Source organism: Pseudomonas sp. Marseille-Q5115 (genome assembly GCF_916618905.1).
Taxonomy (GTDB): domain Bacteria; phylum Pseudomonadota; class Gammaproteobacteria; order Pseudomonadales; family Pseudomonadaceae; genus Aquipseudomonas; species Aquipseudomonas japonica_A.
The window spans coordinates 915,948-940,847 of record NZ_CAKAKI010000001.1 but is presented as its reverse complement, the minus strand read 5'-3'; the positions used below and the strand labels follow the sequence as shown (position 1 = coordinate 940,847).

At 60.5% G+C, this 24,900-nt stretch carries 29 protein-coding genes and 1 tRNA gene; 8 read left to right on the top strand and 22 right to left on the bottom strand.

What is annotated here, in order from left to right; genetic code table 11:
- Window positions 1–4 precede the first annotated feature (4 nt).
- The 11 genes from LG385_RS04505 to LG385_RS04455 form a co-directional block, all read right to left on the bottom strand.
- Window positions 5–1,114, bottom strand: a complete 1,110-nt coding sequence (locus LG385_RS04505) for a flagellar basal body P-ring protein FlgI (protein ID WP_225776168.1) — start codon at window positions 1,112–1,114, stop codon at window positions 5–7.
- 12 nt (window positions 1,115–1,126) lie between these two features.
- Window positions 1,127–1,825 carry a flagellar basal body L-ring protein FlgH gene (flgH, locus tag LG385_RS04500; RefSeq protein WP_225772730.1) on the bottom strand — a complete coding sequence of 233 codons (699 nt, stop codon included), beginning with the start codon at window positions 1,823–1,825 and terminating at the stop codon, window positions 1,127–1,129.
- A 71-nt stretch (window positions 1,826–1,896) separates the two neighbouring features.
- Window positions 1,897–2,682: a flagellar basal-body rod protein FlgG gene (gene flgG / locus LG385_RS04495; RefSeq protein ID WP_181111742.1), complete on the bottom strand. Its 786-nt coding sequence runs from the start codon at window positions 2,680–2,682 to the stop codon at window positions 1,897–1,899.
- 63 nt (window positions 2,683–2,745) lie between these two features.
- Entirely contained in the window at window positions 2,746–3,483 is a 738-nt protein-coding gene (locus LG385_RS04490; protein ID WP_225772728.1) for a flagellar basal body rod protein FlgF, read from the bottom strand.
- Between the two features lie 299 nt (window positions 3,484–3,782).
- Window positions 3,783–3,971 (bottom strand): hypothetical protein, encoded by a 189-nt coding sequence (locus LG385_RS04485; RefSeq protein WP_181111783.1) that lies wholly within the window; start codon window positions 3,969–3,971, stop codon window positions 3,783–3,785.
- A gap of 48 nt (window positions 3,972–4,019) precedes the next feature.
- Entirely contained in the window at window positions 4,020–5,318 is a 1,299-nt protein-coding gene (gene flgE, locus LG385_RS04480; RefSeq protein ID WP_225772726.1) for a flagellar hook protein FlgE, read from the bottom strand.
- A 29-nt stretch (window positions 5,319–5,347) separates the two neighbouring features.
- Window positions 5,348–6,064 (bottom strand): flagellar hook assembly protein FlgD, encoded by a 717-nt coding sequence (gene flgD / locus LG385_RS04475; RefSeq protein WP_225772724.1) that lies wholly within the window; start codon window positions 6,062–6,064, stop codon window positions 5,348–5,350.
- A 15-nt stretch (window positions 6,065–6,079) separates the two neighbouring features.
- Window positions 6,080–6,529, bottom strand: coding sequence for a flagellar basal body rod protein FlgC (flgC, locus tag LG385_RS04470; RefSeq protein WP_181111738.1), 450 nt, complete (start codon window positions 6,527–6,529; stop codon window positions 6,080–6,082).
- Between the two features lie 3 nt (window positions 6,530–6,532).
- Window positions 6,533–6,940, bottom strand: a complete 408-nt coding sequence (flgB, locus tag LG385_RS04465) for a flagellar basal body rod protein FlgB (RefSeq protein ID WP_181111737.1) — start codon at window positions 6,938–6,940, stop codon at window positions 6,533–6,535.
- 364 nt (window positions 6,941–7,304) lie between these two features.
- Window positions 7,305–8,132: a protein-glutamate O-methyltransferase CheR gene (gene cheR / locus LG385_RS04460; protein WP_225772722.1), complete on the bottom strand. Its 828-nt coding sequence runs from the start codon at window positions 8,130–8,132 to the stop codon at window positions 7,305–7,307.
- A 47-nt stretch (window positions 8,133–8,179) separates the two neighbouring features.
- Window positions 8,180–9,106 (bottom strand): chemotaxis protein CheV, encoded by a 927-nt coding sequence (locus LG385_RS04455; protein ID WP_225772720.1) that lies wholly within the window; start codon window positions 9,104–9,106, stop codon window positions 8,180–8,182.
- 92 nt (window positions 9,107–9,198) lie between these two features.
- On the opposite strand from LG385_RS04455, the gene flgA reads away from it, so the two are divergent.
- The 4 genes from flgA to LG385_RS04435 all read left to right on the top strand — a co-directional run bounded on the left by flgA (window position 9,199) and on the right by LG385_RS04435 (window position 11,754).
- Complete coding sequence (gene flgA, locus LG385_RS04450) at window positions 9,199–9,948, top strand: flagellar basal body P-ring formation chaperone FlgA (protein ID WP_225772718.1); 750 nt, start codon at window positions 9,199–9,201, stop codon at window positions 9,946–9,948.
- A 149-nt stretch (window positions 9,949–10,097) separates the two neighbouring features.
- The gene (flgM, locus tag LG385_RS04445; RefSeq protein WP_181111733.1) at window positions 10,098–10,400 is read left to right on the top strand and encodes a flagellar biosynthesis anti-sigma factor FlgM; all 303 of its coding nucleotides are present in this window, start codon (window positions 10,098–10,100) and stop codon (window positions 10,398–10,400) included.
- 55 nt (window positions 10,401–10,455) lie between these two features.
- Window positions 10,456–10,923, top strand: a complete 468-nt coding sequence (locus LG385_RS04440; protein ID WP_225772715.1) for a flagella synthesis protein FlgN — start codon at window positions 10,456–10,458, stop codon at window positions 10,921–10,923.
- 84 nt (window positions 10,924–11,007) lie between these two features.
- A complete protein-coding gene (locus LG385_RS04435) occupies window positions 11,008–11,754 on the top strand; it encodes a flagellar brake protein (protein ID WP_225776167.1) in 747 nt (248 codons plus the stop codon).
- Window positions 11,755–11,846: 92 nt separating this feature from the next.
- On the opposite strand, the gene LG385_RS04430 is transcribed toward LG385_RS04435, so the two are convergent.
- The 7 genes from LG385_RS04430 to rutA form a co-directional block, all read right to left on the bottom strand.
- Window positions 11,847–13,121: an MFS transporter gene (locus LG385_RS04430; RefSeq protein ID WP_225772713.1), complete on the bottom strand. Its 1,275-nt coding sequence runs from the start codon at window positions 13,119–13,121 to the stop codon at window positions 11,847–11,849.
- An 85-nt stretch (window positions 13,122–13,206) separates the two neighbouring features.
- Entirely contained in the window at window positions 13,207–14,448 is a 1,242-nt protein-coding gene (locus tag LG385_RS04425) for a glutamine synthetase family protein (protein ID WP_225776166.1), read from the bottom strand.
- 188 nt (window positions 14,449–14,636) lie between these two features.
- On the bottom strand, window positions 14,637–15,155 hold the full coding sequence (locus LG385_RS04420) for a flavin reductase (RefSeq protein WP_225772711.1): 519 nt from the start codon (window positions 15,153–15,155) through the stop codon (window positions 14,637–14,639).
- Between the two features lie 35 nt (window positions 15,156–15,190).
- Window positions 15,191–15,979, bottom strand: a complete 789-nt coding sequence (gene rutD, locus LG385_RS04415) for a pyrimidine utilization protein D (RefSeq protein ID WP_225772709.1) — start codon at window positions 15,977–15,979, stop codon at window positions 15,191–15,193.
- Window positions 15,976–16,368 (bottom strand): pyrimidine utilization protein C, encoded by a 393-nt coding sequence (rutC, locus tag LG385_RS04410; RefSeq protein ID WP_181111727.1) that lies wholly within the window; start codon window positions 16,366–16,368, stop codon window positions 15,976–15,978. Before rutC ends, rutD begins: the two co-directional genes overlap by 4 nt.
- A 14-nt stretch (window positions 16,369–16,382) precedes the next feature.
- Complete coding sequence (rutB, locus tag LG385_RS04405) at window positions 16,383–17,132, bottom strand: pyrimidine utilization protein B (RefSeq protein WP_225772707.1); 750 nt, start codon at window positions 17,130–17,132, stop codon at window positions 16,383–16,385.
- Window positions 17,133–17,134: 2 nt separating this feature from the next.
- Window positions 17,135–18,277, bottom strand: a complete 1,143-nt coding sequence (rutA, locus tag LG385_RS04400) for a pyrimidine utilization protein A (protein WP_225772705.1) — start codon at window positions 18,275–18,277, stop codon at window positions 17,135–17,137.
- A gap of 342 nt (window positions 18,278–18,619) precedes the next feature.
- Here rutA and rutR point away from each other — a divergent pair, with 342 nt between their 5' ends.
- Window positions 18,620–19,315 (top strand): HTH-type transcriptional regulator RutR, encoded by a 696-nt coding sequence (gene rutR / locus LG385_RS04395; RefSeq protein ID WP_413247302.1) that lies wholly within the window; start codon window positions 18,620–18,622, stop codon window positions 19,313–19,315.
- A gap of 18 nt (window positions 19,316–19,333) precedes the next feature.
- Here the strand turns inward: rutR and LG385_RS04390 are convergent, their stop codons facing one another.
- Window positions 19,334–20,653 carry a solute carrier family 23 protein gene (locus LG385_RS04390; RefSeq protein WP_225772701.1) on the bottom strand — a complete coding sequence of 440 codons (1,320 nt, stop codon included), beginning with the start codon at window positions 20,651–20,653 and terminating at the stop codon, window positions 19,334–19,336.
- 308 nt (window positions 20,654–20,961) lie between these two features.
- Window positions 20,962–21,036, bottom strand: a tRNA-Arg gene (locus LG385_RS04385).
- Between the two features lie 382 nt (window positions 21,037–21,418).
- Between LG385_RS04385 and LG385_RS04380 the strand changes: the two genes are divergently transcribed.
- Both LG385_RS04380 and LG385_RS04375 read left to right on the top strand, forming a co-directional pair.
- On the top strand, window positions 21,419–21,661 hold the full coding sequence (locus tag LG385_RS04380) for a hypothetical protein (RefSeq protein WP_181111722.1): 243 nt from the start codon (window positions 21,419–21,421) through the stop codon (window positions 21,659–21,661).
- Between the two features lie 12 nt (window positions 21,662–21,673).
- Window positions 21,674–21,859: a PA3371 family protein gene (locus tag LG385_RS04375; RefSeq protein WP_181111721.1), complete on the top strand. Its 186-nt coding sequence runs from the start codon at window positions 21,674–21,676 to the stop codon at window positions 21,857–21,859.
- On the opposite strand, the gene phnN is transcribed toward LG385_RS04375, so the two are convergent.
- On the bottom strand, window positions 21,840–22,427 hold the full coding sequence (gene phnN, locus LG385_RS04370; RefSeq protein WP_225776165.1) for a phosphonate metabolism protein/1,5-bisphosphokinase (PRPP-forming) PhnN: 588 nt from the start codon (window positions 22,425–22,427) through the stop codon (window positions 21,840–21,842). The two genes, LG385_RS04375 and phnN, sit on opposite strands and share 20 nt — an antisense overlap.
- Before the next feature lie 413 nt (window positions 22,428–22,840).
- Here phnN and LG385_RS04365 point away from each other — a divergent pair, with 413 nt between their 5' ends.
- Complete coding sequence (locus tag LG385_RS04365) at window positions 22,841–23,170, top strand: Arc family DNA-binding protein (RefSeq protein ID WP_181111720.1); 330 nt, start codon at window positions 22,841–22,843, stop codon at window positions 23,168–23,170.
- A gap of 81 nt (window positions 23,171–23,251) precedes the next feature.
- Here the strand turns inward: LG385_RS04365 and mgtE are convergent, their stop codons facing one another.
- Window positions 23,252–24,694 carry a magnesium transporter gene (gene mgtE / locus LG385_RS04360; protein WP_225772699.1) on the bottom strand — a complete coding sequence of 481 codons (1,443 nt, stop codon included), beginning with the start codon at window positions 24,692–24,694 and terminating at the stop codon, window positions 23,252–23,254.
- Window positions 24,695–24,900 lie beyond the last annotated feature (206 nt).

The following is a 24,900-nucleotide window of genomic DNA, read 5'->3' as shown; positions in this document are numbered from 1 at the left end:
ACCCTCAGATTACGATCAGGTCGGCTTGCAAGGCACCGGCCTGCTTCAAGGCTTCAAGAATGGCCATCAGGTCACTGGGCGCGGCGCCAACCTGGTTGACGGCACGCACGATCTCATCAAGCGTTGTTCCGGGGCCGAACTTGAACATGGGCTTGGCTTCCTGTTCGGCATTGACCTTCGAGCGTGGCACTACAGCGGTCTGGCCATTGGACAACGGTCCGGGCTGGCTGACGATCGGGTCTTCGGTGATCGTCACTGTCAAACTGCCGTGAGTCACTGCCGCTGGCGTAACCTTGACGTTCTGGCCGATCACGATAGTGCCGGTCCGAGAGTTGATGATGACCTTCGCCATGGCCTGGCCGGGGTCTACTTCAAGGTTTTCCAGTATCGACAGGTAGTCCACACGCTGGTTGGGATCAAGCGGCGCGGTCACCCGAACCGATCCCCCGTCCACTGCACTTGCAACTCCCGCGCCAAGAAGCTCGTTGATCTTGTCCACAATGTGCTTGGCGGTGGTGAAGTCCGGCCGATTAAGGTTCAGCGTGAGGAAATTGCCTTGATCGAAGCCGCTCGGCACCGAACGCTCTACCGTTGCGCCGCCAGGAATCCGGCCAGCCGAGGGTACGTTCACGGTGATTTTCGAGCCGTCCTTACCTTCCGCGTCAAAACCACCGACCACCAAGTTGCCCTGAGCGATCGCATACACGTTGCCGTCGATACCCTTGAGCGGGGTCATCAACAGGCTGCCGCCGCGCAGGCTCTTGGAGTTACCAATGGACGACACGGTGATGTCAATGGTCTGGCCGGGCTTGGAGAACGGCGGCAGGTCGGCATGGATCGACACCGCGGCCACGTTCTTCAGCTGGGCCGACGAGGTACCGGTGGGCACCTTGATGCCGAACTGCGCAAGCATGTTGTTGAACGTCTGGATGGTAAACGGCGTTTGCGTGGTCATGTCACCGGTGCCGCTCAGGCCCACGACCAGGCCGTAACCGATCAGTTGGTTGCTACGAACGCCCTGAATACTGGCGATGTCCTTGAGGCGCTCGGCGTGAGCGCCGAACGCGGTCAGGAACAACAGGGATGCCGCCACCAACTGCTTGAAGTTCAACATGGTCATACGCACTCAGAAGGGGAAGTACGGGCTGGAGAAGAACCGGTCCAACCACCCAGGCTGGCTGGCTTCTGCGAAGGAGCCGGTGCCGGAGTAGGTGATTCGCGCGTCGGCCACACGGGTCGACGACACTGTATTGTCGGTTGCTATGTCATCTGCACGAATCAGGCCAGCAATACGTACCAGTTCCTGCCCGGTGTTCAGGGTCAGCCACTTCTCGCCTCGAACCGAAATGATCCCGTTGGGCAGTACATCAGCCACGGTCACGGTGATCGAACCGGTCAGGCTGTTGCCCTGGGCCGCCTTGGCGTCGCCGTTGGTGGTACGGTCGCCGCTGTAGCCGGCATCCAGGCTCAGGTCGCCACCGCCGAGCGGGTTGTTGGTGGTCCCGCTGCCACCGAACAGCGAGGTCAGGCCGAGCTTGTTGCTGCTGCTCTTGGTTACCTTCGAGTTGGCGCTTTTGCTCGCCGAGGTTTTCTCCGCCAGGGTGATGGTGATGATGTCACCCACACGGAACGCCTTGCGGTCGGTGTACAGGTTCTGGTCGAAGCCCGCCTGGTAGATCGAGCCGTTGTTGGACGCCGCCGGCAGGGGCGTACGCGGCAGCACAGGCGCGTAGTACGGGTCGTCCGCCTTGGGGGGTGGCGACATGCAGCCACCGAGGAACGCAGCTCCGGTGAACAACAGCACAGCAGACAGACGACGATTCATGACTCCAACCTCACGGTGTAACTGATCCTTCAGGCGTTTGAACAAGCGTGTAAAAGTGGTCAAGCGATCAATTACAAGTTCTGGGTCACGTACTGCAGCATCTGGTCCGCGGTGGAGATCACCTTGGAGTTCATCTCGTAAGCGCGCTGCGTGGTGATCATGTTCACCAGCTCCTCAACGGTGCTCACGTTGGAGTTTTCCAGCGTGTTCTGCAGCACGGTGCCGAAGCCGTTCAAGCCCGGGGTACCAACGTTCGGGGCACCGCTGGCCGCGGTTTCCAGGTACAGGTTGCCGCCGATGGACTGCAGGCCGGCCGGGTTGATGAAGTCGGCGGTCTGGATGTTGCCGATCACCTGGGCGGTGGCGCTGCCGGTGGTGGTGATCGAAACGGTACCGTCGGTGCCTACGGTGAAGGTTTGTGCTTCAGCCGGTACGGTGATAGCCGGCTGCACGGCCAGGCCGTTGGCGGTCACGATCTGGCCATCCGAGTTCAGGTGGAAGGTACCGTCACGGGTGTAGGAAATGGTGCCGTCGGGCTGCATCACCTGAAAGAAGCCACGACCGTTCACGGCCATGTCCAGCGGCTGGTCGGTGGTTTGCAGGCTACCGGCGGTGAAGTTCTTCTGGGTGCCGACGATGCGCACACCGGTACCTACCTGAAGGCCCGACGGCAGTTCGCTGTCTTGGGTGGACTGAGCACCCGGCTGGCGTTTCACCTGGTACAGCAGGTCCTGGAACTCGGCGCGGTCTTTCTTGAAGCCGGTAGTGGAAACGTTGGCCAGGTTGTTCGAAATGGTGGTCAGGTTGGTGTCCTGAGCAGCCAGGCCGGTTTTACTGACATAAAGTGCTGGAAGCATGGTGTTCTCCTTCGGGCGCCGGGTTTGCGTCGCCTGTGGTGTCAATAAAAGTGTGGGTTACACTTACATTTGCAGGACGCGTGCCATAGCTTCATCGTCTTCCTTGGCAGTCGTCATCATTTTGATGTGCATCTCGAACTGCTTGGAAAGCGCCATTACCTGGGTCATTTCATCCACGGCATTCACGTTGCTGCCCTGCAGGAAACCAGAGGTCATCTGCACAGTGCCGTCCACTGCGGCAGGCTCGCCATTTTTGGTATGGATCATGCCGTCGGTGCCTTTAGTGAGGTCGGCCGCCTTCGGGTTTACCGTCTTGATCCGGTCCACTACCGCCATCACCGACGGCGCCTGGCCGAGGGAGCGAATGCTGATGGTGCCGTCCTGCCCCACTTCAATCTGTTCTTCCGGCGGCACGGCGATCGGGCCACCATTGCCCAGCACGGCCATGCCGGTGCTGGTGCGCAATACGCCCAAGGCGTCGACGTTCAGGCTGGCGCTCTTGGTGTAGGCCTCCGAACCGTCCGGGGCCTGTACCGCGATCCAGCCTTCGCCACCAACGGCCACGTCCAGGTCACGGCCGGTGGAGATCATCGGCCCGCCGCTCAGGTCGGTGGCCGGGCGCTCGGTCATGGCATAGGCACGGGACGGCAAGGTATCGCCGAACACTGGCATGGAACGCGCTTGCTCGAGGTCCTTCTGGAAACCATTGGTGGACACGTTGGCCAGGTTGTTGGCGTGAGCCTTCTGCGCGAGGGCGTTCTGGCTGGCACCGGTCATGGCGACGTAAAGCATTTTATCCATGGTCGTCTCCTTGGCGGCGTTGGCCGCTGAGTAACTGTGTACCAGTGATATAGCAATACGCGGGCCAAGTTTGAAAAACCGGCTAAAAAGGCTCTAGGACGCGCATTTCAGAGGATCGACAGAAAGCCGACGGGGAAAAGGTGCCGATATTTCGGCGTTGCCTTGCCGGGATCGGCAAGGCAGTGACGTGTATTTGCTGACGGCGAAGCGGCGGGGCTGGGTGCCAGTCGCGGCCAAGGCCAGCTGCTAGGGGCGAGGTACCTCACCCTGTAGCAGCCGAGTTAGCTCGCGAAGAGGCTTTACGGGCGGCAACCGGCGTTGTGGAACGGGCCGGCAAAGCGCTGGAACGCCTCGCCCGGGTCGCTTTGCATGCAAACGAACTGGCCGGTTTTCAAGCTTTGATACTTGAACCACGGAGCCGGAGCGCCTTCCGCGAGGCCGCCAGTCATGGTCAGGAAAATCATGAAGAGATGGACGTACTTTTTCATGGCGGCTCCGGGGCCAGGGCGGCGGCTCCTTGCGCCGCCCTGTGTGCATCAGGTCATTTGGATGATGGTTTGCATGATGGTGCTTTCGGTGGAAATGGTCTTGGCGTTCGCTTGATAGTTGCTCTGCGCCTTGATCAGGTTCACCAGTTCGCTGGTCAGGTCTACGTTGGAGTCTTCCAGCGAGCCTGCGGTCAGGGTACCCATGGTGCCGCTGTTCGGCGCGCCAACCACCGGCACACCCGAAGAGGACGACTCGCGCCAGCCGGTGCTGCCGTTCGGGGTCAGGCCCTGGACGTTGCTGAAGTTCGCCAATGCCACCTGGCCGATGGTCTTGGACTCGCCGTTGCTGTACGAACCGAAGATATTGCCTTCGCTGTCGATGGACAGAGACGACAAGCTACCGGTGGCGTATCCGTCCTGCGACTTGGCCGTTACCGCCGAGGTGGTGTTGTAGGACGAGGTTTTGGCCATGTCCAGGGTCACGCCGCCAGTGGCTGCGTCCGCGCCGTTGCTCGCCATCACGCCGCTGGCATTCTTGGCCGCCGGGACCCAGTTGGTCATGGTCAGCTTGCCGTTGGAATCCACGGTCATGTCGCTGCTGGTCGTGGTCTTCAGGCTACCGTCGGAGTTGAACGTCAGGGCAGCCTTGAACGGCGTGGTAGACGTCGGGTCTGCCGGGTTTACGCCATCGACGGTGCTGTACATGCTCCAGGCATTGGTGTCGTCCTTCACGAAATACTGCGTCATGGTATGGGAGTTACCCTGACTGTCGAAGATGTCCGTGCTGAAGGTGTAGTTGTAGCTGTCGGTGTCGGCAGCGTCGAACGGCGTCACGGTCGGAACGGTGTCGCTTGAGTTCAGGTTCATGGTTTCCGAAACCATATCGGTCGCCTTCGGCGCCAGGGCGGACGTGTCCACCTTGAGCGTGGTCAGCACGCCATCGATGACCTTGCCGTTGGAGTCGGTACCGTAGCCCATCAGCTTGTTGCCGCTGGCATCGACGATGTTGCCCTCTTTGTCGGTACCGAAGGCACCGGCACGGGTGTACACCTTGTTGCCGTTGTCGCTGACCACGAAGAAGCCGTTGCCGTTGATGGCCATGTCCAGGCTGGCACCGGTGCTGCTGATAGTGCCCTGGGTGAACTGCTGGGAAACCGCCGCCGTGGCCACGCCCGAACCTACACCGTTCTTGGAGCTGCCAAGGAACAGGGAGTTGGCATACACGTCGCCGAATTCGGCGCGCGACTTCTTGAAACCGGTGGTAGCAACGTTGGCAATGTTGTTGCCGGTAACGTTGAGGGCGGTGTTGGCTGCGTTGAGACCGCTAAGGCCGGTATTGAACGACATAGTACTAACTCCAGTGCCGATAAGCCGGCTTACGATCCGATGGTTTTAACTTTCGACAGCGCTACGCTAGAGCCGCCAGCCAATTTGAGGGTCATGTCACCCGAGGTACTGCCTACCGTCACACTAGTGACGGTTGCTGGCAGATACGTCGTTTGTGCAACTTCTTTGCCATCCACGGCGGCACTTGCAACGAACTTGTAGGTGCCGGACGAAAGGACAGTGCCTTCGTTGTTGGTGCCATCCCAATCGAAGCTGACCGTGCCTGCGGCTTGCGTGCCCAGGTCGATGTTCTTCACCAGGTTGCCGCTGGCGTCGTACACCTTGACGGTGGCGTTGGTACTGGCCGAAGCCAGGTCGAACTGCCCGCTCAGGCCATTGGCCGTGTTCACCACGGTGCTGTCGGTTTGCGCCAGTACCGAATGGCCTACCAGGGCCGAGGCTTGCAGCGCCTGGGTCGAGGTGTAGTTGCCGGCCAGGCCGGAAACCGTATCATTGAGGTTGTTGATGCCCTCAACGCTACTGAACTGTGCCAGCTGCGCCACGAACTCAGAGTTGTCCTGAGGATCGAGCGGGTTCTGGTTCTTCATCTGGGTCACGAGCAGTTGCAGGAACGTGTCCTTGCCCATGGTCGCCGTGCCCGTGGTGGAGCTGGACGACGAGGACGAAGTGGACGACGTGCCGGTGGTGCCCGAAACCGCGTACTGCGAAAGGATCGAGGCGCTGGTGCTGTCAGTGGTGGTAGTCATGGTTTATCCCTTGGCTTACTGACCCAGCGTCAGTACTTTCTGCATCATGGTCTTAGCGGTGTTCATGATCTCGGCGTTGGTCTGGAAAGACCGGCTGGCGGAGATCATGTCTGCCATTTCTTCAACGACGTTCACGTTCGGGTAGTACACATACCCGTCCTTGTTCGCCGCTGGGTTGTTCGGTTCGTAGCGTGGCTCGAGGTTGCTCTGGTCTTCGACGATCCCGGATACCTGCACGCCCTGCCCTGCTTCGCCTTGGTCTTCGAACAGCGAGCTGCTGCCGCTGGTGCCGCCGGCCTGCTCGGCCATCACGGTGGCGAACACCGGGTGGCGGGCACGGTAGGTCTGGTCGATGCTCGACGACACGGTCTCGGCGTTGGCGATGTTGCTGGCCACGGTGTTGAGGCGAGTGGTCTGAGCGCTCATGCCGGTGCCGGCAATGTTGAATACGCTGGAAAGAGACATGGGTTACTCTCCTTTGATGGCCGTGACCAGGCCTTTGAATTTGTTGTTGAGCAAGGTGAAGCTTGCCTGGAAGTCCACTGCGTTCTTGGCGTAGTTCGCGTTTTCGATCTGCGCGTCCACGGTGTTCTGGTCCAGGGAAGGCTGGGTGGGTACGCGGTACTGCAAGGTACCGTCGTCGTTGCCCAGGCCCTCGGCATCTATGTGCATGCTGTTCGTACGCTCCAAGCCAAAGCTGCCTTTCTGGGTCTTGTCGGCCTGAGCCGCCAGAACCGAGGAGAAGTCCAGATCGCGTGCCTTGTAGTTAGGCGTATCGGCGTTAGCCAGGTTGTTGGCCAATACCTCGGCGCGCTGGGCGCGGAAGTTCAGCGCCTGCTCATGAATGCCGAGTGCCTTGTCGAAACTGATGCCCATGGTTGGTACCTCTGCGACGAAACTTTGTGTGCTGATCGAGATATAGCAACTGCTGTGCCAACTTTCTAAACCCTTGTTTTAGAAGGGTTACGCTGCCAAGGCTGAAATTTGTCGCCAGAAAAGCGGCAAGTTATTTCCGGTGGCAAGCGGCAAAGCGGCAAGGTCGGCGTCAGAAAAGCTGCCGTTGAGGAAGGAATTGCAAGAGAGGGGCCAACAGGGGGGTCTAACGTTTATTCGTATATCGCTGTAGGACCAGGCGAAGCCTGGGAATTCCCAGGCTTCGCCTGGTCCTACATTGGAAAAGCAGAAAACACCTGCACAGCAAGAAAACGCCGCCGGTGGAATTCCGGCGGCGCAGCGGCAATCAAATGGCCTGGTAGATGATGCCCGGGCTGCACTGGACCATCTTGTACTTCTCTGGCAAGCCATTGAGGGCTTCGGACGCGCCAAGGAACAGGTACCCGCCTGGCTTCAGCGTGCCGTGGATGCGCGAGAGGATGTCCTTCTTTACCTCGGCCGAGAAGTAGATCAGCACGTTGCGGCAGAACACCACGTCGAACTTGCCCAGCGACATGTAGCTTTCAAGCAGGTTGATCGGCCGGAAGTCGATACGGCTGCGGATCGGCGCCTTAACGGCCCAGCGGTTGCCGGGCTTTACATCGAAGTAGCGCTGCAGGCGTTCCGGGGACAAGCCGCGGCCGATGGCCAGGCTGTCGTATTCGCCGCTTTTGCAGTTGATGAGCATCGACGGCGACAAGTCCGTAGCGGTGATCTGCACCCCGCCTTTGAGCTGACCCGGGTTGGCCTGGGTGAACTCCTCTACTGTCATGGACAGCGAATAGGGTTCCTGCCCCGACGAACAGGCCGCCGACCAGATGCGCAGGCGCTGGCCGGGGCTGGCCTTCACCAGCTCGGGCAGCACCTTGTTCTTCATCACCTCGAACGGGTAGGTGTCGCGAAACCACAGGGTTTCGTTGGTGGTCATGGCATCCACTACCTGCTCGCGCAGGCCACCCCTGGGCTGGCTCTGGATGCGCTGCACCAGTTCACCCAGGCTTTTGATGCCTTGTTGCTCCATAAGCTTGTTGAGGCGGCTGGACACCAGGTACTGCTTGTTTTCGCCCAGCACGATGCCACAGGCTTTTTCCAGGAACCCCCGGAACTGCTCAAAATCCGAATTTGCCGTAGCCAAAGCTGCCGCCTCTCAAGTTGTTCATTCTTCGCCGCGCCGGGGCCCGGTCAACCTTTTGCATTGATACGTTCGACCACCCGGGACGCGAGATCGTCCGGGCGGAATTTGGCCAGGAAGTCGTCCGCGCCGACCTTTTTCACCATGGCCTGGTTGAACACGCCCGACAGCGAGGTGTGCAACACGATGTGCAACTTCTGCAAGCGAGGATCGCTGCGGATCTCCGCCGTAAGAGTGTAGCCATCCATTTCCGGCATCTCGATGTCGGAGATAAGCATCAGGAATTCCTCGTTCGGGTCCTTGCCCTCGGCCACCATTGCCTTGAGGTACTCCAGTGCCTGGCGCCCGTCGTTGAGCGCGACCACTTCAACACCCACGGTTTCCAGGCAGCGGCTCACCTGCTTGCGCGCCACCGAGGAGTCATCCACGGTCAGCACGCGCAATGTGGTTGCCTTTTCCTGTACGCCCGCGGTGATCACGCCGCTGCTGATCGCTTCCGACACCGGGGACACTTCGGCGAGGATCTTCTCCACGTCGATGATTTCCACCAACTGGTTATCTACCCGGGTAACCGCCGTGAGGTAGTGATCGCGGCCAGTGCCCTTGGGTGGCGGATGAATCGCTTCCCAGTTCATGTTGACGATGCGTTCCACCGAATGAACCAGGAAACCCTGAATCTTGGTGTTGTACTCCGTGATAATCACGAAGGGGTCCTGCGCCACTTCCAGCGAGCGCGAGCCCGTGGCCATGGACAGGTCAAGAATCGGAATAGTGGCGCCACGAATGTTGGCCACACCCCGTACGACCGGGCTGGACTTTGGCATCACGGTCAACTTCGGACATTGCAGCACTTCGCGAACCTTGAAGACATTGATGCCGTACAACTGCTTGCCGTTCAAACGGAACAACAACAGTTCAAGGCGGTTCTGCCCTACCAGTTGCGTGCGCTGGTTTACTGAATCCATCACACCAGCCATGTTAAACCTCCACCTTGTACTGTCGGCTCCGCGGAGCCTCGTTCTGTGCGAGCAAGCATCATTTCTGGCACGTCGCTTGCTCAAGCATAGCCATGAACGAGAAAACGCCATATTCACGACATCTGATCACGGCCCTTTACGGGTTGTTCGCCACCATGTGTCTGTTAGGGTCAGGACGTCTGCTTGCCAACGACATCACAGCGCCCGAACAGCTTATCGGTGTGACGCAGGGGTTTCTTGAGTTCACCGTTGAAGATTATTTAGCGACCAGCCAGACCGACGGCCGCTACGAAATCGAAGTGGCGAACCTGGACCCCCGCTTGCGCATGCCTCAATGCGATCGGGATTTGACTGCCCGGCTGGAAAGCCCTGCCACTCCATTGGGGCGCGTGACCGTGCGGGTGCGCTGCGAAGGCGGCTCTCCGTGGACCGTCTTCGTGCCGGCGACGGTCAAGCTGTACCGCGAGGTGGTAGTGGCGACTCGGCCCTTGAAGCGCGATACGGTGATCGCCGACGGCGACGTGGCGCTCAAGGAGCGCGATGTGGGCCAACTGAACCAAGGCTTCCTGCCGTCGCTGGACCAGGCGATCGGCCAGCGGGTGGTCCGACCGACGGTCATGGACCAGGTGATTGCACCTGTACAGATCGAACAACCGGAAGTGATCCGCAAGGGCGATCAGGTGGTCATCACTGCGCGCGCCGGTACGCTGGCGGTGCGCATGCCCGGCGAAGCGCTCAGCAATGGCGGCATGAACGAGCAGATCCGCGTGCGCAACCTCAATTCCCAACGGGTGGTGAAGGCACGGGTAACCGGGCCGGCTCAGGTGGAAGTTTCCATGTAAAGACGAGCCGCTCTGGCGGCGCGGGCCCGATTTTCCTACACTTGGCGCATGAACCTTGCCGTTGGGGTGTTTTCGAAAAAATACCCTAAAGTTTCTCCGCTCATGGTCGAAAACAAGGCAAGCGTCCAAATACCAAGGGGTTTCTTATCATGGTCATCGATTTCCGGAGCGTTACCGGCTCCACTCAAGTCTCGGGCACTGCTCGTACCACCAGCAGCAAGCCAGTAGGGGCAGTAGACGACGTCAAAAGCGTCAAGGAAACCAGCCAGGCCGGTGAATCCGTACAACTGAGCGATGTTGCCCAGCACATGAAAAAGGTCACCGAAAGCCTCGGTACCGATGCGCCGGTCAACGCCAGCCGTGTTGCCGAGCTCAAGCAGCAGATCGCTGACGGCACCTACAAGGTCGACAGCAAAAGTATTGCCAGCAAGATGCTTTCCTTCGAATCCTGAGCCGTCGCTCAAGCGGCTCAAGTTTTACCCGGCGCAGTGATCATCGGGACCTGCCATGCACGACACGACCTTATTGCAGTTGATTGAAGACGACATCGCGCCCGCAGAACAGCTTCTGGCATTGCTGCGCGAGGAGTACACGGCGCTGCGGGGCCGCGACATGGTGCTGCTGGAAAACATCCTGGCGCACAAGCAGTCATTGATCGTGCAGCTGGGCCAGCATGGCCGCCGACGCAGCGAATTGCTTGCCTCCATGGGGCTGTCGCCAGATGCCGAAGGCCTGGCGCAACTGGCGCAGGTGTCGGTGCTGGGCAAGGTGCTGGTCGAGCGCGGCGAGCACTTGGCCGCCATTCTGGCCGAGTGTCAGACCATCAATGAGCAGAACGGCCGGGCCATTCAGCTTCAGCAATTTGCCACTGCGAATCAGTTGCGGATTCTGAGCGGCGGCGAGGCGCCTTCGCTATACACCGCGCGCGGCGCTACGGCCCGTTTGGCCACAGTGCGAGCCTTCAGCCAGGCCTGAGGATTTAGTATCTCCGGGCGCACAGTGATGGCACAATGCCGTACTGTTCGCCCGTTTCGTTTTTTGCCTGGAGACCCGATCATCGTGTTCAACGCCTCGAGTGCGGACGATGCACCGCAGCCGCCAAAGGTTCTTACCACGCCACTGGAAATCATCGCGAACGTGAAGTCGCTGATGGACGGGCATGACCCGCTCATTGTGACCTTTACCGAACGCCAGCAACGTTTTCAGAGCTACGTGGTAGAGGTTGACCGTGACAGCGGTACTCTGGCTTTCGATGAGCTGATACCGCGTGATGGCGAGCGCTTCCTGAGCAATGGCGAACACTTTCGGGTAGAAGGCTTCCATGACGGCGTGCGCATTGCCTGGGAATGCAACGGGCCGTTCAAGGTGGTGGATAACGACAATGGCCGCAGCTACCACGGCGCGTTGCCCAGCGAAGTGATCTATCACCAGCGGCGTAACGCTTTCCGCGCCGCGCTCAAGCTGTCTCAGTTGGTCGATGTCGAAGTGGCTGGCAGCAAGGTCGCGAAAGCGGTACGCGGCAAGCTGCTGGACGTGTCGGCAACCGGCTGCAAGCTGCGCTTCGAAGGCAACATCACCCAGCAGCTACAGTTGGGCCAGGTGTACGAAAAATTTGCCGCCGCCCTGCCCTTCGGCGCCATTACCACACCGGTGGAATTGCGCTACCTGCACTTCGAAGAGCGCCTCGACACCACCTTCGCCGGGGTTCGCTTTCACAACATGAGCGGCCTGGTGCAGCGCAACGTGGAGCGCTTCGTCAATCAGCTGCAGCGCGAAGCGCGGCAGTTCGACAAGGACGATTTCTAGGCACGCCTGTTGGAGCTGGCGCAGCCTGCGAACATTCCCGGGCCACGCCCGGTCCCACAGGGGATACGCAGGCGCGCCTGGGCTCCATGTATTCAATGATCCTTCATCTGGTCGTCCACCACCTGCTCGTCCACCCGTGGGTCGAGGGCGGCGACCAGGGGTGAGCTGGTCATGTTGTCGGGCATGGCGATGTGATGCAGGGGCGCATCCTCGACCTGGTGAAGGTTGGTGACCGCCTTGGGCCGTATGCGCCATACCAGCACTAACGCAAAGAACGAGAAGAACGCATACAGGATGTCGCTCCCGTACAGCTTCATCAGCACACCCGCGGCCAGCGGGCCGATGCTGGCGCCCACGCCATAAGTCACCAGCAGCATGGCGGTCAGTGACACCCGGCGTTCGCTTTCCACGTGGTCATTGGAAAACGCCACGGCCAGGGGATACAGGCAGAATTGCAACAGCGACACCACGAAGCCGCCGAAGAACAGCGCCTCCATGGGCACATGGAGCAGCCTGGGCGCGACTGCCATCACCAGCGCTAGCACGCACAACACCATGGCGATCACGCGGATCAGTAGCGCTCGATCGTAACGGTCCGACAGCCAGCCCAACGGCCATTGCACCACCAGCCCGGCGAACACGCAGCAGCCCATGAACAGGCCCACCGCCTCGGTGCTCAGCCCCTGCCCCGCCGCGTACAAAGGCGCCAGGCCGTAGAACGAACCGATGATCAGGCCGGCGCACAGCACTGTAGTCAGGGATTGAGGCACGCGCTGCATGAAAAAGCGCGGGTCCATGGGTACCGGGTGAAGCGCGGCCGGGTGGAGGCGCCGGGTGAGCGCCACGGGCACGAGGCAGAGCGCAAAGCACAGCGCAACCATCATCAGCAGCTCAAGCCCCAGTTCGGAGTGCCACACGAGGATCAGCTGCCCCAGCACCAGCCCCAGGTACGAAGCAATCATGTAGCCGCTGAATACCATTCCGCGCTGCTTGGCCTCGGCCTGCTCGTTGAGCCAGCTCTCGATCACCATGTACTGGCACATCATGCCTAGCCCTACGACCAGCCTTAGCACCAGCCAGGCGGGCAGGTAGCCGACCAGCCCATGCCCGAGTACCGCCGCGGTGACGATCCCCGCGCACGCGGTGTAAGCGCGTATATGGCCAACGCGCGCAATCAGCCGGTGGCCGATCTTTCCCCCGAGCACAAGGCCGAAATAGTACGCCGCCATCAAGGCGCCCACCCACAGGCCATCCACCTGATCGGCGGCGAGGCGCAGCGCGAGGTACGTACTGAGCAAGCCCGAGCCGATCAACATCATCAGAGAGGCGAAATAAAGGCCACGAAAGTTTTTCCAGATCTGACGCATTGACGCTTGCAGCTCCCGAACAGAGAAGGCGAGGCTAAAACAGCAGGCGAAACGGCGGCCCCGGCGCTCGCCAGGGCCTCATCACTCAGGCTTGCGTGGCCAACACCCGGCGCTCCCAAGGCGTGATCTCATCCATGAAGCTGGTGAGCTCCATGGTCTTGGTCGCGATGTAGCCTTCGATGAACTCTTGCCCGAACAGTTCCACTGCCAGCCTGCTGCCTTTCAGACGCTTCAAGGCGCTGTCGAGGGTACACGCCAGCGCAAGATTTTCTGGCACTTCGAACGCGCCCTGGATGGGTGGCGTGGGCTCCAATTCATGTTCGATCCCATGCAGGCCGGCAGCCAGACTGGCAGCGATGGCCAGGTAGGGGTTGGCATCCGCGCCAGGCAGGCGGTTTTCCACGCGCCGGGCCTCGGGGCCGCTGGCCGGAATGCGCAGGCCGGCGGCGCGATTGTCCTCCGACCAGCACGCATTGTTCGGCGAGGCATAGGGATGGAACAGCCGCTGATAGGCGTTCACGTTCGGCGCGAACAATGCGGTAAATTCGGCTAGCGCCGCTTGCTGGCCACCGATGAAGTGCCGGAAGGTGGCCGTAGGTTCGCCGTTCTCGGCGCTGAACACGTTGCGCCCGCTGCCCACACTCACCACACTCTGGTGAATATGCATCGAACTGCCCGGTACCCCCGCCAAAGGCTTGGCCATGCACACCGCGATCAGCCCGTGCTTGAGGGCGACTTCCTTGAGCAGGTGCTTGAACAGGAAGGTCTGGTCGGCAAGCAGCAGCGGATCGCCATGCAGCAGGTTGATCTCGAACTGGCTCACGCCCATCTCGTGCATGAAGGTGTCGCGCGGCAGGCCAAGGGCCGCCATGCAACGGTAGACCTCGGTCCAGAACGGCCGCAAACCGTTGTTGGATGAAACGCTGAATGCCGAGTGCCCGTCCTCGCGCCGGCCGTCCAGGCCTATCGGCGGCTGGAACGGCTGCGAGGGATCGGCGTTGGCGGCAAACAGGTAAAACTCCAGCTCCGTCGCTACTACAGGGGCCAGGCCTCGGGCCGCGTAGTTGGCGATGACCCGCTTGAGCAGCGCACGCGTAGACAGCGAGGAACCGCCACCTTCCAGTTCGTTGGCGTCACAGATGGCAAACGCGCGGGGGTGGTCGCTCCAGGGCAGGCGGTAGAGGTGCGCAGGGTCGGGCACCAAGGCGAGGTCGCCGTCATCGCTGCCGTAGAACTTCGCTGGCGGATAGCCGCCCATGATGCACTGCAGCAGTACCCCCCTGGCCAGTTGCAGCCGGCGCCCTTCGGCAAACCCAGCGGCCGTCATCACCTTGCCACGAGGTACGCCGTTCAGGTCCGGCGTCACGCATTCGACTTCGTCCACACCCGCCAGCGGGCCATCGATCAACATCGCGCATTCCTTGTTATGGTCAGTGCCGCGAACGGCGACTGACCAAAACTGGCACCGCCCGTTAAAAATATCAAGCGGCACAGGTAACCAAACGGGGAGCTTCGCTACAGCATCGCTGACAGTTCGTGATAGGCCCGATTGAAGTAGATAAGGCTGCCCACGATGTCGCTGGTATGAATAGCCAGCACCTCACAGAACATGACGTCGTGGGTGCCGACTTCGGTGCGTTGCCGCAGCCGACATTCGAAGGACACGCTCGCCCCCTCCAACACCGGGCAGCCCGAGGTACCCGGCACCCAGCTCACCGCCGCAAACCGCTCAGCCATCGCTGTCTTGCCACCGAAGCAGTTTGAAATATTCTGGTGCCCTACCCCCAGCACGTTCACGCACAGCACGCCGTTATCCCGAAAGGCCTCATACACAGACGCGCCCCGGTTCAGGCACACCAGCAAGGTAGGCGGCTGGTCGGTCACGCTACACACCGCCGAGGCCGTGAAGCCAGCCAGCCCGCCGGGCCCGTTGGTGGTGATCACGTTTACCGCAGCCCCGAGGCGAGCCATTGCATCGCGGAACTCAGCCTTGTCAACGGTGGGCAATACAGGCTCGGCGGTCGATACGTACATAGGTTCTCTCCATCGAAAAATGGGACTTGAAAGCCCTAGCGTTGATTGCGCAGGAAGGCCAGCATTGACTCATTGAACGCGTCAGGGGCGGTGATATTGTGGGCATGGCCACCGTGCGGCAGCACGTGGGCGGTACTGCCGGCGATGGCTTGGCTCAGCCGACCGGAGCAGGTTGCCGGCACCAGCACGTCGTCCAGTGCGCTGGACACGAACACCGGAAGGCTAAGCTCCGCCAGGCGCTGGCTCACCTCGAAGCGGCGCAAGGCGCCAATGCGTGCCTTCATGGTGTCGGCGCCGGGGAAGTGTTCAAAGGCATGGTCAACTTCCGCCTGCACGCGCTCGGCGTGCGCCGCGGCCCAGCTGGCCGGGTACAGGAAAATCGGCTGCGCTTCCACATAAGCACGTGGGCCCACATGGTCGAGCAGCGCCAGGCGCGCCTCGAAGCATCGTGCCGAATGAGGGTTGGGCGCCGCCCAGGCGTTGATCAGCGCCAGGCTCGAGATTCGCGCGGGTTGGTCCAGCGCCAATTGCAGGCCGACCAGCCCGCCTAGCGCATGGCCGACCACATGGCAGCGCGACACCCCTTCGCTGTCCAGAATGCCGATCACATCGTCAGCCATGTGCTCGATGCGGTAATCCGCCGGCAACGCCTGGCGGCTACGGCCGGTGCCGCGTTGATCGTAGGTGATCACCCGGTAGCCCGCCTCCAGCAGCGCAGGCACCTGCGGGCCCCAGTACCCCGCGGAGCCGCCAAGGCCCGAAGACAGCAGCACGGTTTCGGCGCCGGGCTCGCCATGCACCTCGGTATACAGCCCGGCCGTCATGGGCGTTTGCCGGTGTGGGCCACGCTGGCGATTTCCACCAAGGCGTCAGGCTTGACCAAGCCCACTTGCACGCAATACCGCGCCGGCTTCTCGCCCGGGAAGTACTCGGCGTACACAGCGTTGATGGCCGCATAGTCTTCCCAATGCTTGAGGAACACATGGTTGAAGGTCACATCCTCCATGGTCCCGCCGGCCGCTTCGATCACGCTTTTGATCGTTTCCAGCACGTGGCGAGTCTGCGCACCGGCATCGCCTACATGGACGACGTTGTTGTTACTGTCGAACGGCAAGGTGCCAGCAACGTACACGATGCCGTCCGCAGTGGTACCCGGTACGAAGGGGCCGATCGGGGTGGCGGTGCCCGGTGGGATAATGGCTTGTTTCGGCATGGCGGTTCCCCTGTTTATCGTTGGTTGCGTACAAGGTTGACGAAGGCTTCGACGCTGGACACCCAACCGAAGAAGGTCTCGATGTTGTAAACGGACCCAGCCTGTATGGCAGCGCCGCCCAGCTCATGGGTCGCGTCCTCGAGCATCACGCCGAAGTATTCGAGGTGGAAGGCATCGCGCAGGGTCGACTCCACGCACACGTTGGTGGCGATGCCGGTGAATACCAGGTTCTTGATGCCCCGGGCGCGCAAGGTGCTGTCCAGGGTGCTGTTGAAGAAACCGCTGTAGCGGGTTTTCGGCACAACGATGTCGCCATCCTGGGGAGCAAGGGCCTCTACCAGTTCATAATCCCAGCCGCCCTTGGCCAGGAACTGCCCTTGAAGCTCGGGAAACCTGCGCATGGTTTTCAGCGCATTGGACTTGTGCCAGTTCGGCGAGCCCGGCCCGCCTGCCTCTATGTACTGGTTGTCCCAGCCATTCTGCAGATACACCACCGTTACGCCGGCGGCGCGGGCGGCTTCGATCGTCGTGGCGATCCGGGCAATCACACCCTGGGCGCCCGAAATGTCGAAGCCGGCGGAATCCACATAGCCGCCCACCGAGGCATAGGCGTTCTGCATGTCCACCACGATCAGCGCCGTATTGGAGGGGTGCACGTAAAGTGGCTCGGGGCGCGCCGGCAGCACCCAGGCCGCCTGGCCGTCCACCAAGGGAAGGCCCGCTGGGGTCGCGGAACTGAGGGTGACCTTTTGACCGACCTCCATGCTCAAGCCTCCACTGCTTCGGTTGTTTCACTAGGTACCGCACCGGCACTGGCAACGGCTTGCGACGGCACCGGAGAAACCGCCGCGATCCGGCTGTTCATCAGGGGCTGGATACGGGTACCGAAGGCTTCCACGCCCTCTACGAAATGGTCGAAGGTCAACAACACACCCTCGGTGCCTTCCACTTCGGCCACTTCATCGAGCATGCGGGCAATGGAGGCGTACGAGCCCACCAGCGTGCCCATGTTGATATTTACCGCTGAAGTAGGGTCGGCCATCTGCCGCACGTTGGTATCCGCGCCGGAGGTTTTGTCCGCGCCGCCTTGAACGCCCAGCCAGGCTACGGCCTCTTCGTCCACGCCCGCCTTGTAATGGTCCCATTTGGCCCAGGCGGCCTCGTCGGTTTCGTCGGCGATCACCATCATCAGCACATAGGTGCTCACGTTTCGCCCTGTGCGCTGGGTGGCTTCGATCAGTTTTTGCGCGGCCGGCGCAAAGGCCTTGGGTGTGTTCACGCCCTTGCCAAAGCAGAAGTTGTAGTCGGCATATTGGGCCGAGAAGGCCATGCCCGCGTCGCTTTGCCCTGCACAGATCACTTTCATGTCAGCACTTGGCCGGGGGCTCATGTGGCAGTCGTCCATGGTGAAGTGGTCACCCTTGAAATCGGACCGGCCCTGCTCCCAGAGGTCACGCAATACCTGGATGTACTCGGACAGGTACGCGTAGCGGGTGCTGAAGAACTCGTCCCCGGGCCATAGCCCCATCTGTGAGTATTCTGGCCGCTGCCAGCCGGTGACCAGGTTCACCCCGAACCGGCCGTTGGAAATGGAATCGATGGTGGAGGCCATGCGCGCGACGATCGCCGGCGGCAGCGCCAGGGACGGCGCGGTGGCAAACAGCTTGATCTTGCTGGTAACCGCCGCCAGCCCTGCCATGAGGGTGAAGGATTCGAGGTTGTGGTCCCAGAACTCGGTTTTGCCGCCAAAGCCGCGCAGCTTGATCATGGACAGGAGAAAATCCAGCCCATAGGTTTCGGCGCGCTGGGCGATCTGCTTGTTGAGCTCAAAGGTCGGTTTGTACTGTGGAGCGTTTTCCGAGATCAACCAGCCGTTGTTACCAATGGGGATAAAGATACCAACTTTCATAGGTGCCTCCGGTTGAATCGCCAGCCTGCATGGCAGCGTCCTGAGAGGTACTGAGCATGGTATGTGCCAAGATTGAAAAGTCTCTACTTTTCAATAGGTTGAGAATATCTGAAAGATTTCTTCAGACCATATGGTCCGAAAAAGACCGAATGGATTGGTTTTCTGCACAGCGGTGAGGCGCACAGGGCCGTTTCAGTGCACCGCTTACCAGGAAATGCTCCTCCGCCAGGGGGCCAGGCAGCCTGTTACAATGCCGGACCGACTCGAAGCACGGACAGATCTGTGAACGATAAAACGTCAGAGGGCAGCGCTTCCTCACCCGGAAGGGCTGGACGCAAGGCGGTGCCCGCTACCAAGGCACTAGCCAGGAAAGAAGCTCAGCCCGTCGAGGCCGGGGGCCGCAAGATCAGCGAGAAGGCGCGGAACAGGCGCTTGCAAATGGTTGAAAACAAGCGCGCCGTAATCATTCAGGCCGCACTCGGCTTGTTTTCAATATATGGATTGCACGGCACCAGCCTGGACCAGGTGGCCTCTTCGGCGGACGTCTCGAAAACCAACCTGCTGTACTACTTCAAGAGCAAGGAAGATTTGTACGTCTGCGTGCTGGAACACGTGCTGGAGATCTGGCTGGCCCCGCTTCGGGGGTTCAGCGCCGATCAGGATCCGCTCGAGGCCATTGGCCAATACATTCGGGTAAAGCTTGAGCTATCCAGGGACCATTGCGCCGAATCCAAGCTGTTCTGCATGGAGATCATGCAAGGGGCGCCTTTGATCCGCTCCCAGCTTACCCAACCGCTGCGCGAGCTGGTGGCCAGCAAGGTGGGAGTAATCGAGCAGTGGGTAGAGGCCGGCAAGCTCGCGCCGGTCGACCCCTACCACCTGATATTCACCCTGTGGAGCACAACCCAGCACTACGCCGACTTCGGCGCCCAGGTGCATGCCGTTACGGGCAAAAGCCTGTCCGACCCGGTGTTCTTCGAAGACACCCTCGCCAGCATCAAGGCGCTGGTGTTCAACGGGCTCAAGCCGAGGCCCTGACCTCGGCGGCCCCGCCTTTTATCTCGAAGATGCGCCGGCGCCCAGCACCTCGGCGCCTGCGACCTTGCGGCGATTGAGCAGTTGGTTAAGCAGTATCGCGCCGAAGGTGGCGGTACCCAGCCCGCCCAGCGCGAAGCCACCCAGGTGCAGGGTGAAATCACCCGTGCCCAGAACCAGCGGGATGGCAGCGACCAACAGGTTGCGGCTATCGGAGAAATCTACCCGGTTCTCTACCCATATCCGCGCACCCGCAATGGCGATCAAGCCAAACACGACGATCGACACCCCGCCCATCACCGGCACGGGGATGGTGTGCACTACAGCACCGAACTTGGGCGACAACCCGAGGAGGATGGCTGCAATGCCAGCAACGATGAACAGCGCGGTGGAATACACCTTGGTGGCCGCCATTACACCGATGTTTTCCGCGTAAGTAGTCATGCCGCTCCCACCCACGCCCCCGCTGATCACCGTGGCAATGCCATCTCCGATGAAAGCGCGGCCAATGGATTTATCCAGGTTCTGCCCGGTAATCGACGCAATGGCTTTTATATGCCCCAGGTTCTCGGCAATCAGGATCACCACCACCGGTATGATCAGCAATGCCGCCGACAGGGTGAACACAGGTGCCTGGAACGCCGGCATGCCAAGCCACGGCGCGGCTGCGATCTGGTCGAGGTTGATCGGAGCGCCCAGGCCCATCAGGTTGGCGAGCACGAAGTAAATGAGGGTTGCCGCGATCAGCCCAACCAATAGCAGCATCCGTTGCAGCAAGCCCTTTGTGTACACCGCGATGCAGGCCACGCACACAAAGGTAATGAGCTGCATCCAGGTATCGAAGCTCGAGGACGCCATTGTCTTGATGGGCACACTGGCAAGGTTCAGGCCGATAACCGCTACCACCGTGCCTGTCACTACCGGCGGGGTTATGTTCTCGATCCAGGCTACCCCGGCGGCTTGCACCACGATACCGATGGCCACATACACCAGCCCGCACAGCACGATCCCGCCAAGCGCCAGCGGGATGTTCAGGTTGGGGCCACTTCCCGCATAGGCGGTAGCCGCGGACACGGCGCCGATGAAGGCAAAACTCGACCCAAGGAAACTTGGTACCTTGCCCCGCGTCACTATGAAGAAAATGAGCGTACCGATGCCGCTCATCATGATCGCGACATTGGGATCGAAACCCATCAGCAGCGGGGCCAGCAATGTCGCGCCGAACATCGCGAACACATGCTGTATGCCAAGAGCAATGGTCTGCGGCCAAGGCAAACGCTCGTCCGGGGCGATAATACCGCCCAGGTCAGCTTTTACAGACCAGGAAAACGGGTTGTTCATATAACGTCCACCCTTCGATAGTAGGATTGTCCCGGCAGCTTGCCCAATACGATGTGCAGCCAAGCACGCGGCCGCAGCGTGGCCAACCGAGCAGGATGTATGCCAGGGAAATAAAACCTATAAGGATGAAGGGCTTATACAAAGGCCGGTCGAAAACGCGGACCTGTTGGTCCACTTCAGAGCACTCGCTCAGTGCAGGCGCGGACGTTGCTGGTGCAACAAGGCTATAAACGGTAGGCAAGCGTCCGAGGCAGGCAAGGCCCGTGTTTAGGGGCTACGCTGGAAACGAGCGAGATTGGGATGCGGCGTGGTGTCCCCGGCAGGAATCGAACCTGCATCTGAGCCTTAGGAGGGCCCCGTTCTATCCGTTGAACTACAAGGACGTGATGCGCGATGCCGACAGGGCTGCAGGCATTCGAAAGGTTACCGGGATAGCCCGGCCAAAGCGGGTGCAAATCTATCACCCCGCCCTGGGAGATGCAAACCGAGCTTTGGCGGCGCATAAAGCCGGGGGATGCAAACCAAATAATCTAAGCAATGGAGGCACAATGCCTCACCGCTGCTGGATTTTTGGGGGGCCTTCGTGCAATCTGCACGGGCAAAAGTGTCAAACAATGCACAATGCATGTAAGCGTTTCGAGTTAGTGTTGCTATGGTATTGATTTAAAAGGGATTTTTAATGCCGCGCGGATTGGCACAAGGGGTGCTACCGCTGTAGTCGGCAGCTATGAATGGTCAGCCAGCTACACCACCTTGGAGACATGGATGAACGCCGCCCTCTACCTCTTCAACGCTTTGGCAATGGTTGCCGTAGTTTCGTTTCATTTTTTTGCCGAAGCCCCGAATGCTCAGGTTCACATCAATGTGCAGGACTGGGTTCAGCGGCCGGCTGCCCAGCGGGCCGGAATGCACGAGCGCGTACAGGCGCCGGTGCTGGCGACCACGGCCCCAAGGATGGACGAACAGGGGCAGCTACCTGCGCCCCGTCTGGATCGATACACTTTTTAAGGCGGGCTCAAGATGTCCAGGTCTGCAATAATTTTCCTGGCTGGCAGCTTGCTGTGCTTTCTGGCAGCCGCCGCTGTCCCCTACCCCACCAGCGCACTGAGCACCCTGCTGCTGACGCTGAGCCTGGGCTGCGCCGTGCTGTTCGTGCTGGCGCTGATACGAGGGAAAAAATTCCGCTTCAATCCCCAATTGCGCTGAGGCGTTGTTGATCTATCACCGCCAGTAGCGCCGCTGCGGCGTCCGCCAAGGCACCTGAGTTATCAATGGTATGCAGGCATGGGGCTTCCCCCTGCCAATCAGCGGCCGTATGATGCAGCCGCTCATTGCGCGACAGCCGACCTTCGATCTGCGCAGGCGTCTCTCGCCCTCGGCTTACCAACCGCTGGCGTAATACTTCCGTGTCAACAGTCACCAGCACCGCCAAAAGGTCCGGGTATTTGCCCAGGGCGTGCGGTAGGTATCCTCTCGAACCGTTGACCAGTACCCAGCGCCCTTGGGCCAGGCTGTTTTCAATATCGGCGGGTATGCCGTACGTCAAGCCATTGGCCCCCCAACTCAAGGCGAATTCCCCCTGACCGAGCATGTGTTCAAAGGCCTCGCGGGTTACTCCCACAGCCTGCTCCCCCTTCGCTTCAGCGGAGCGGGTGATGACCCGTCGCACCACTTCGACACCGCGCGCGCCCAGGCCTTCCCGCGCCGCCTCGATCACGCTGTCCTTCCCGGCGCCAGAAGCCCCTATGAGATAAACCAGCCGCCCTCGCCGCATTTTGTCTGCCTCTTGATCGGTACTGCGCACCGTGCATTCGCTAATAGCCTGATTGCCACTATGCTGACAGAGTACCTTGAGTGTTACAGGTGGGCAAAAGCAGGGGCGCCTCGGTTTCCCTGTACGCGCCTGCGCGTAGCGAAGGCAGTGCAAGGCACCGGGCGACCGGATGAAAGGCTGGCGATGTGCCATTTTTCCGAACCAGTGCACATTTCAGATTTTCCGTACTGGCGAAGCGCCCTCGCACAGTTCAGAATTTGTCACAGAATTGGCGCCAAGGTTATGGCATATCACAGGCATAATGTGCAGCCAAGCGGTCCTTCTGATGGAACGTTTGGCAAAAATGACTGTCGTACCCACATCCTGCGGCCCGCTCCGAGGAACCGCTTTCCTGAACTCAACCGGTTAACTATATGCGCCCAATGAAACAGGCAGTCTATTCCAGCCGCACCGCAGACAAGTTTGTCGTCCGCCTTCCCGATGGGATGCGCGAACGCATCGCTGAGGTCGCCCGGACCCACCACCGCAGCATGAACTCTGAAATCATCGCGCGGCTGGAGCAGAGCCTCATTCAAGAGGGTGCGCTCGGCGAGGAGCTCAGCATGCGCCTCGATAGCCCGGAGCTCTCGCTTCATGAGCGCGAACTGCTTCAGCGTTTCCGCCAGCTCGCTCATCGTCAGCAGAATGCGCTTATTGCGCTGATCGCGCACGATGCAGAAATGTCCGCTGACGCCGACGCGTAACCAACGGGCGCGTGCACAGGAGGTGCACATAGCAAAAAGGCCAGCATTCGTGCTGGCCTTTTTGTTTGCGCGAAATACCCTTCACATCAGGAAAAGTGTCGCCAGGCCCAGGAAGATAAAGAAGCCACCGCTGTCGGTTACCGCGGTAATCATCACGCTAGAGCCCATGGCAGGGTCTCTGCCAACGCGCGCCAGGCTCATGGGAATGATCACGCCCATGAAGGCGGCAAGCAGCAGGTTGAGCGTCATGGCGGCGGTCATCACCAGGCCAAGGGACCAGCTGTGGTACAACAGCCACGCCACCAGGCCGATCACACCGCCCCAGATCAGTCCGTTCAATACCGCAACGGATAGCTCCTTCTTCAGCAAGCGCCGGGTGTTACCTGTACTTACCTGGTCCAGTGCCATGGCGCGTACGATCATGGTGATGGTCTGGTTGCCGGAGTTACCGCCGATACCCGCCACAATGGGCATCAGTGCCGCCAGCGCCACCAGGCGCTCGATGGAGTCCTCGAACAGGCCAATCACCCGCGATGCAACGAACGCCGTGATCAGGTTGATGGCCAGCCACGACCAGCGGTTGCGCAGCGAACGCCACACGGACGCGAAGATGTCCTCCTCTTCGCGCAAACCAGCCATGTTCAGCACTTCGCTTTCGCTTTCCTCACGAATAAGGTCGACCATTTCGTCGATGGTGAGGCGGCCGATAAGGCGACGGTTCTTGTCCACCACAGGCGCGGACACCAGGTCATAGCGCTCGAATGCCTGTGCCGCCTCGTAAGCGTCGGCGTCAGGGTGGAAGGTGACCGGGTCGCTGGCCATCACGTCGGAAACGCGCTTCTCCGGGTCATTGACCAGTAGCCGCTTGATCGGCAGCACGCCCTTGAGCACACCGTCCTGATCGATCACGAACACCTTGTCGGTATGGCCTGGCAACTCCCGTAGCCGGCGCAGGTAGCGCAACACCACTTCAAGGGTCACGTCTTCGCGGATGGTGACCATCTCGAAGTCCATCAAGGCGCCGACCTGGTCGTCTTCGTAGCTCAAGGCCGATCGAACGCGCTCCCGCTGCTGCGCGTCCAGGCTTTCCATGAGTTCGTGCACTACATCGCGCGGCAGCTCCGGGGCGAGGTCCGCCAGCTCGTCCGCGTCCATCTCCTTGGCCGCTGCCAGCAACTCATGGTCTTCCATGTCCGCGATAAGGGTTTCGCGAACCGCATCGGACACTTCCAGCAGAATGTCGCCGTCACGCTCGGCCTTTACAAGCTGCCATACGGTAAGGCGGTCATTGAGCGGAAGGGCTTCGAGGATATAGGCGATGTCGGCGGAGTGCAGGTCATCGAGCTTACGCTGAAGCTCGACCACGTTCTGCCGGTGCACCAGATTTTCGACCAAGGCCTGGTGCTGCCCTTCCTGCCGATGGGTCAGGTCTTCGACCACCCGCTGCCGATGCAGCAGTTCGATTACCTGGCCAAGGCGGTCCTGCAGGCTTTCTTGCAGGTTTTGGACTTCGACTTCGGTCATAGGTGTACTCCACTCCCAGTAGTGGACCACACCAGGAGATCAATCAATCAGTGCAATAGGGGCCAAAGGCGTTATTAAGGTTCTACTGGGTAAGTCCATGGAAGGAATTCCGGAGCCCCGGCGGGGCAGACGGCGGCAATGATACCCGGTCGATGGACTTTTTGGTTACTAAATTGTGGATTTACAAATGCTTGCCGGCCCATGCA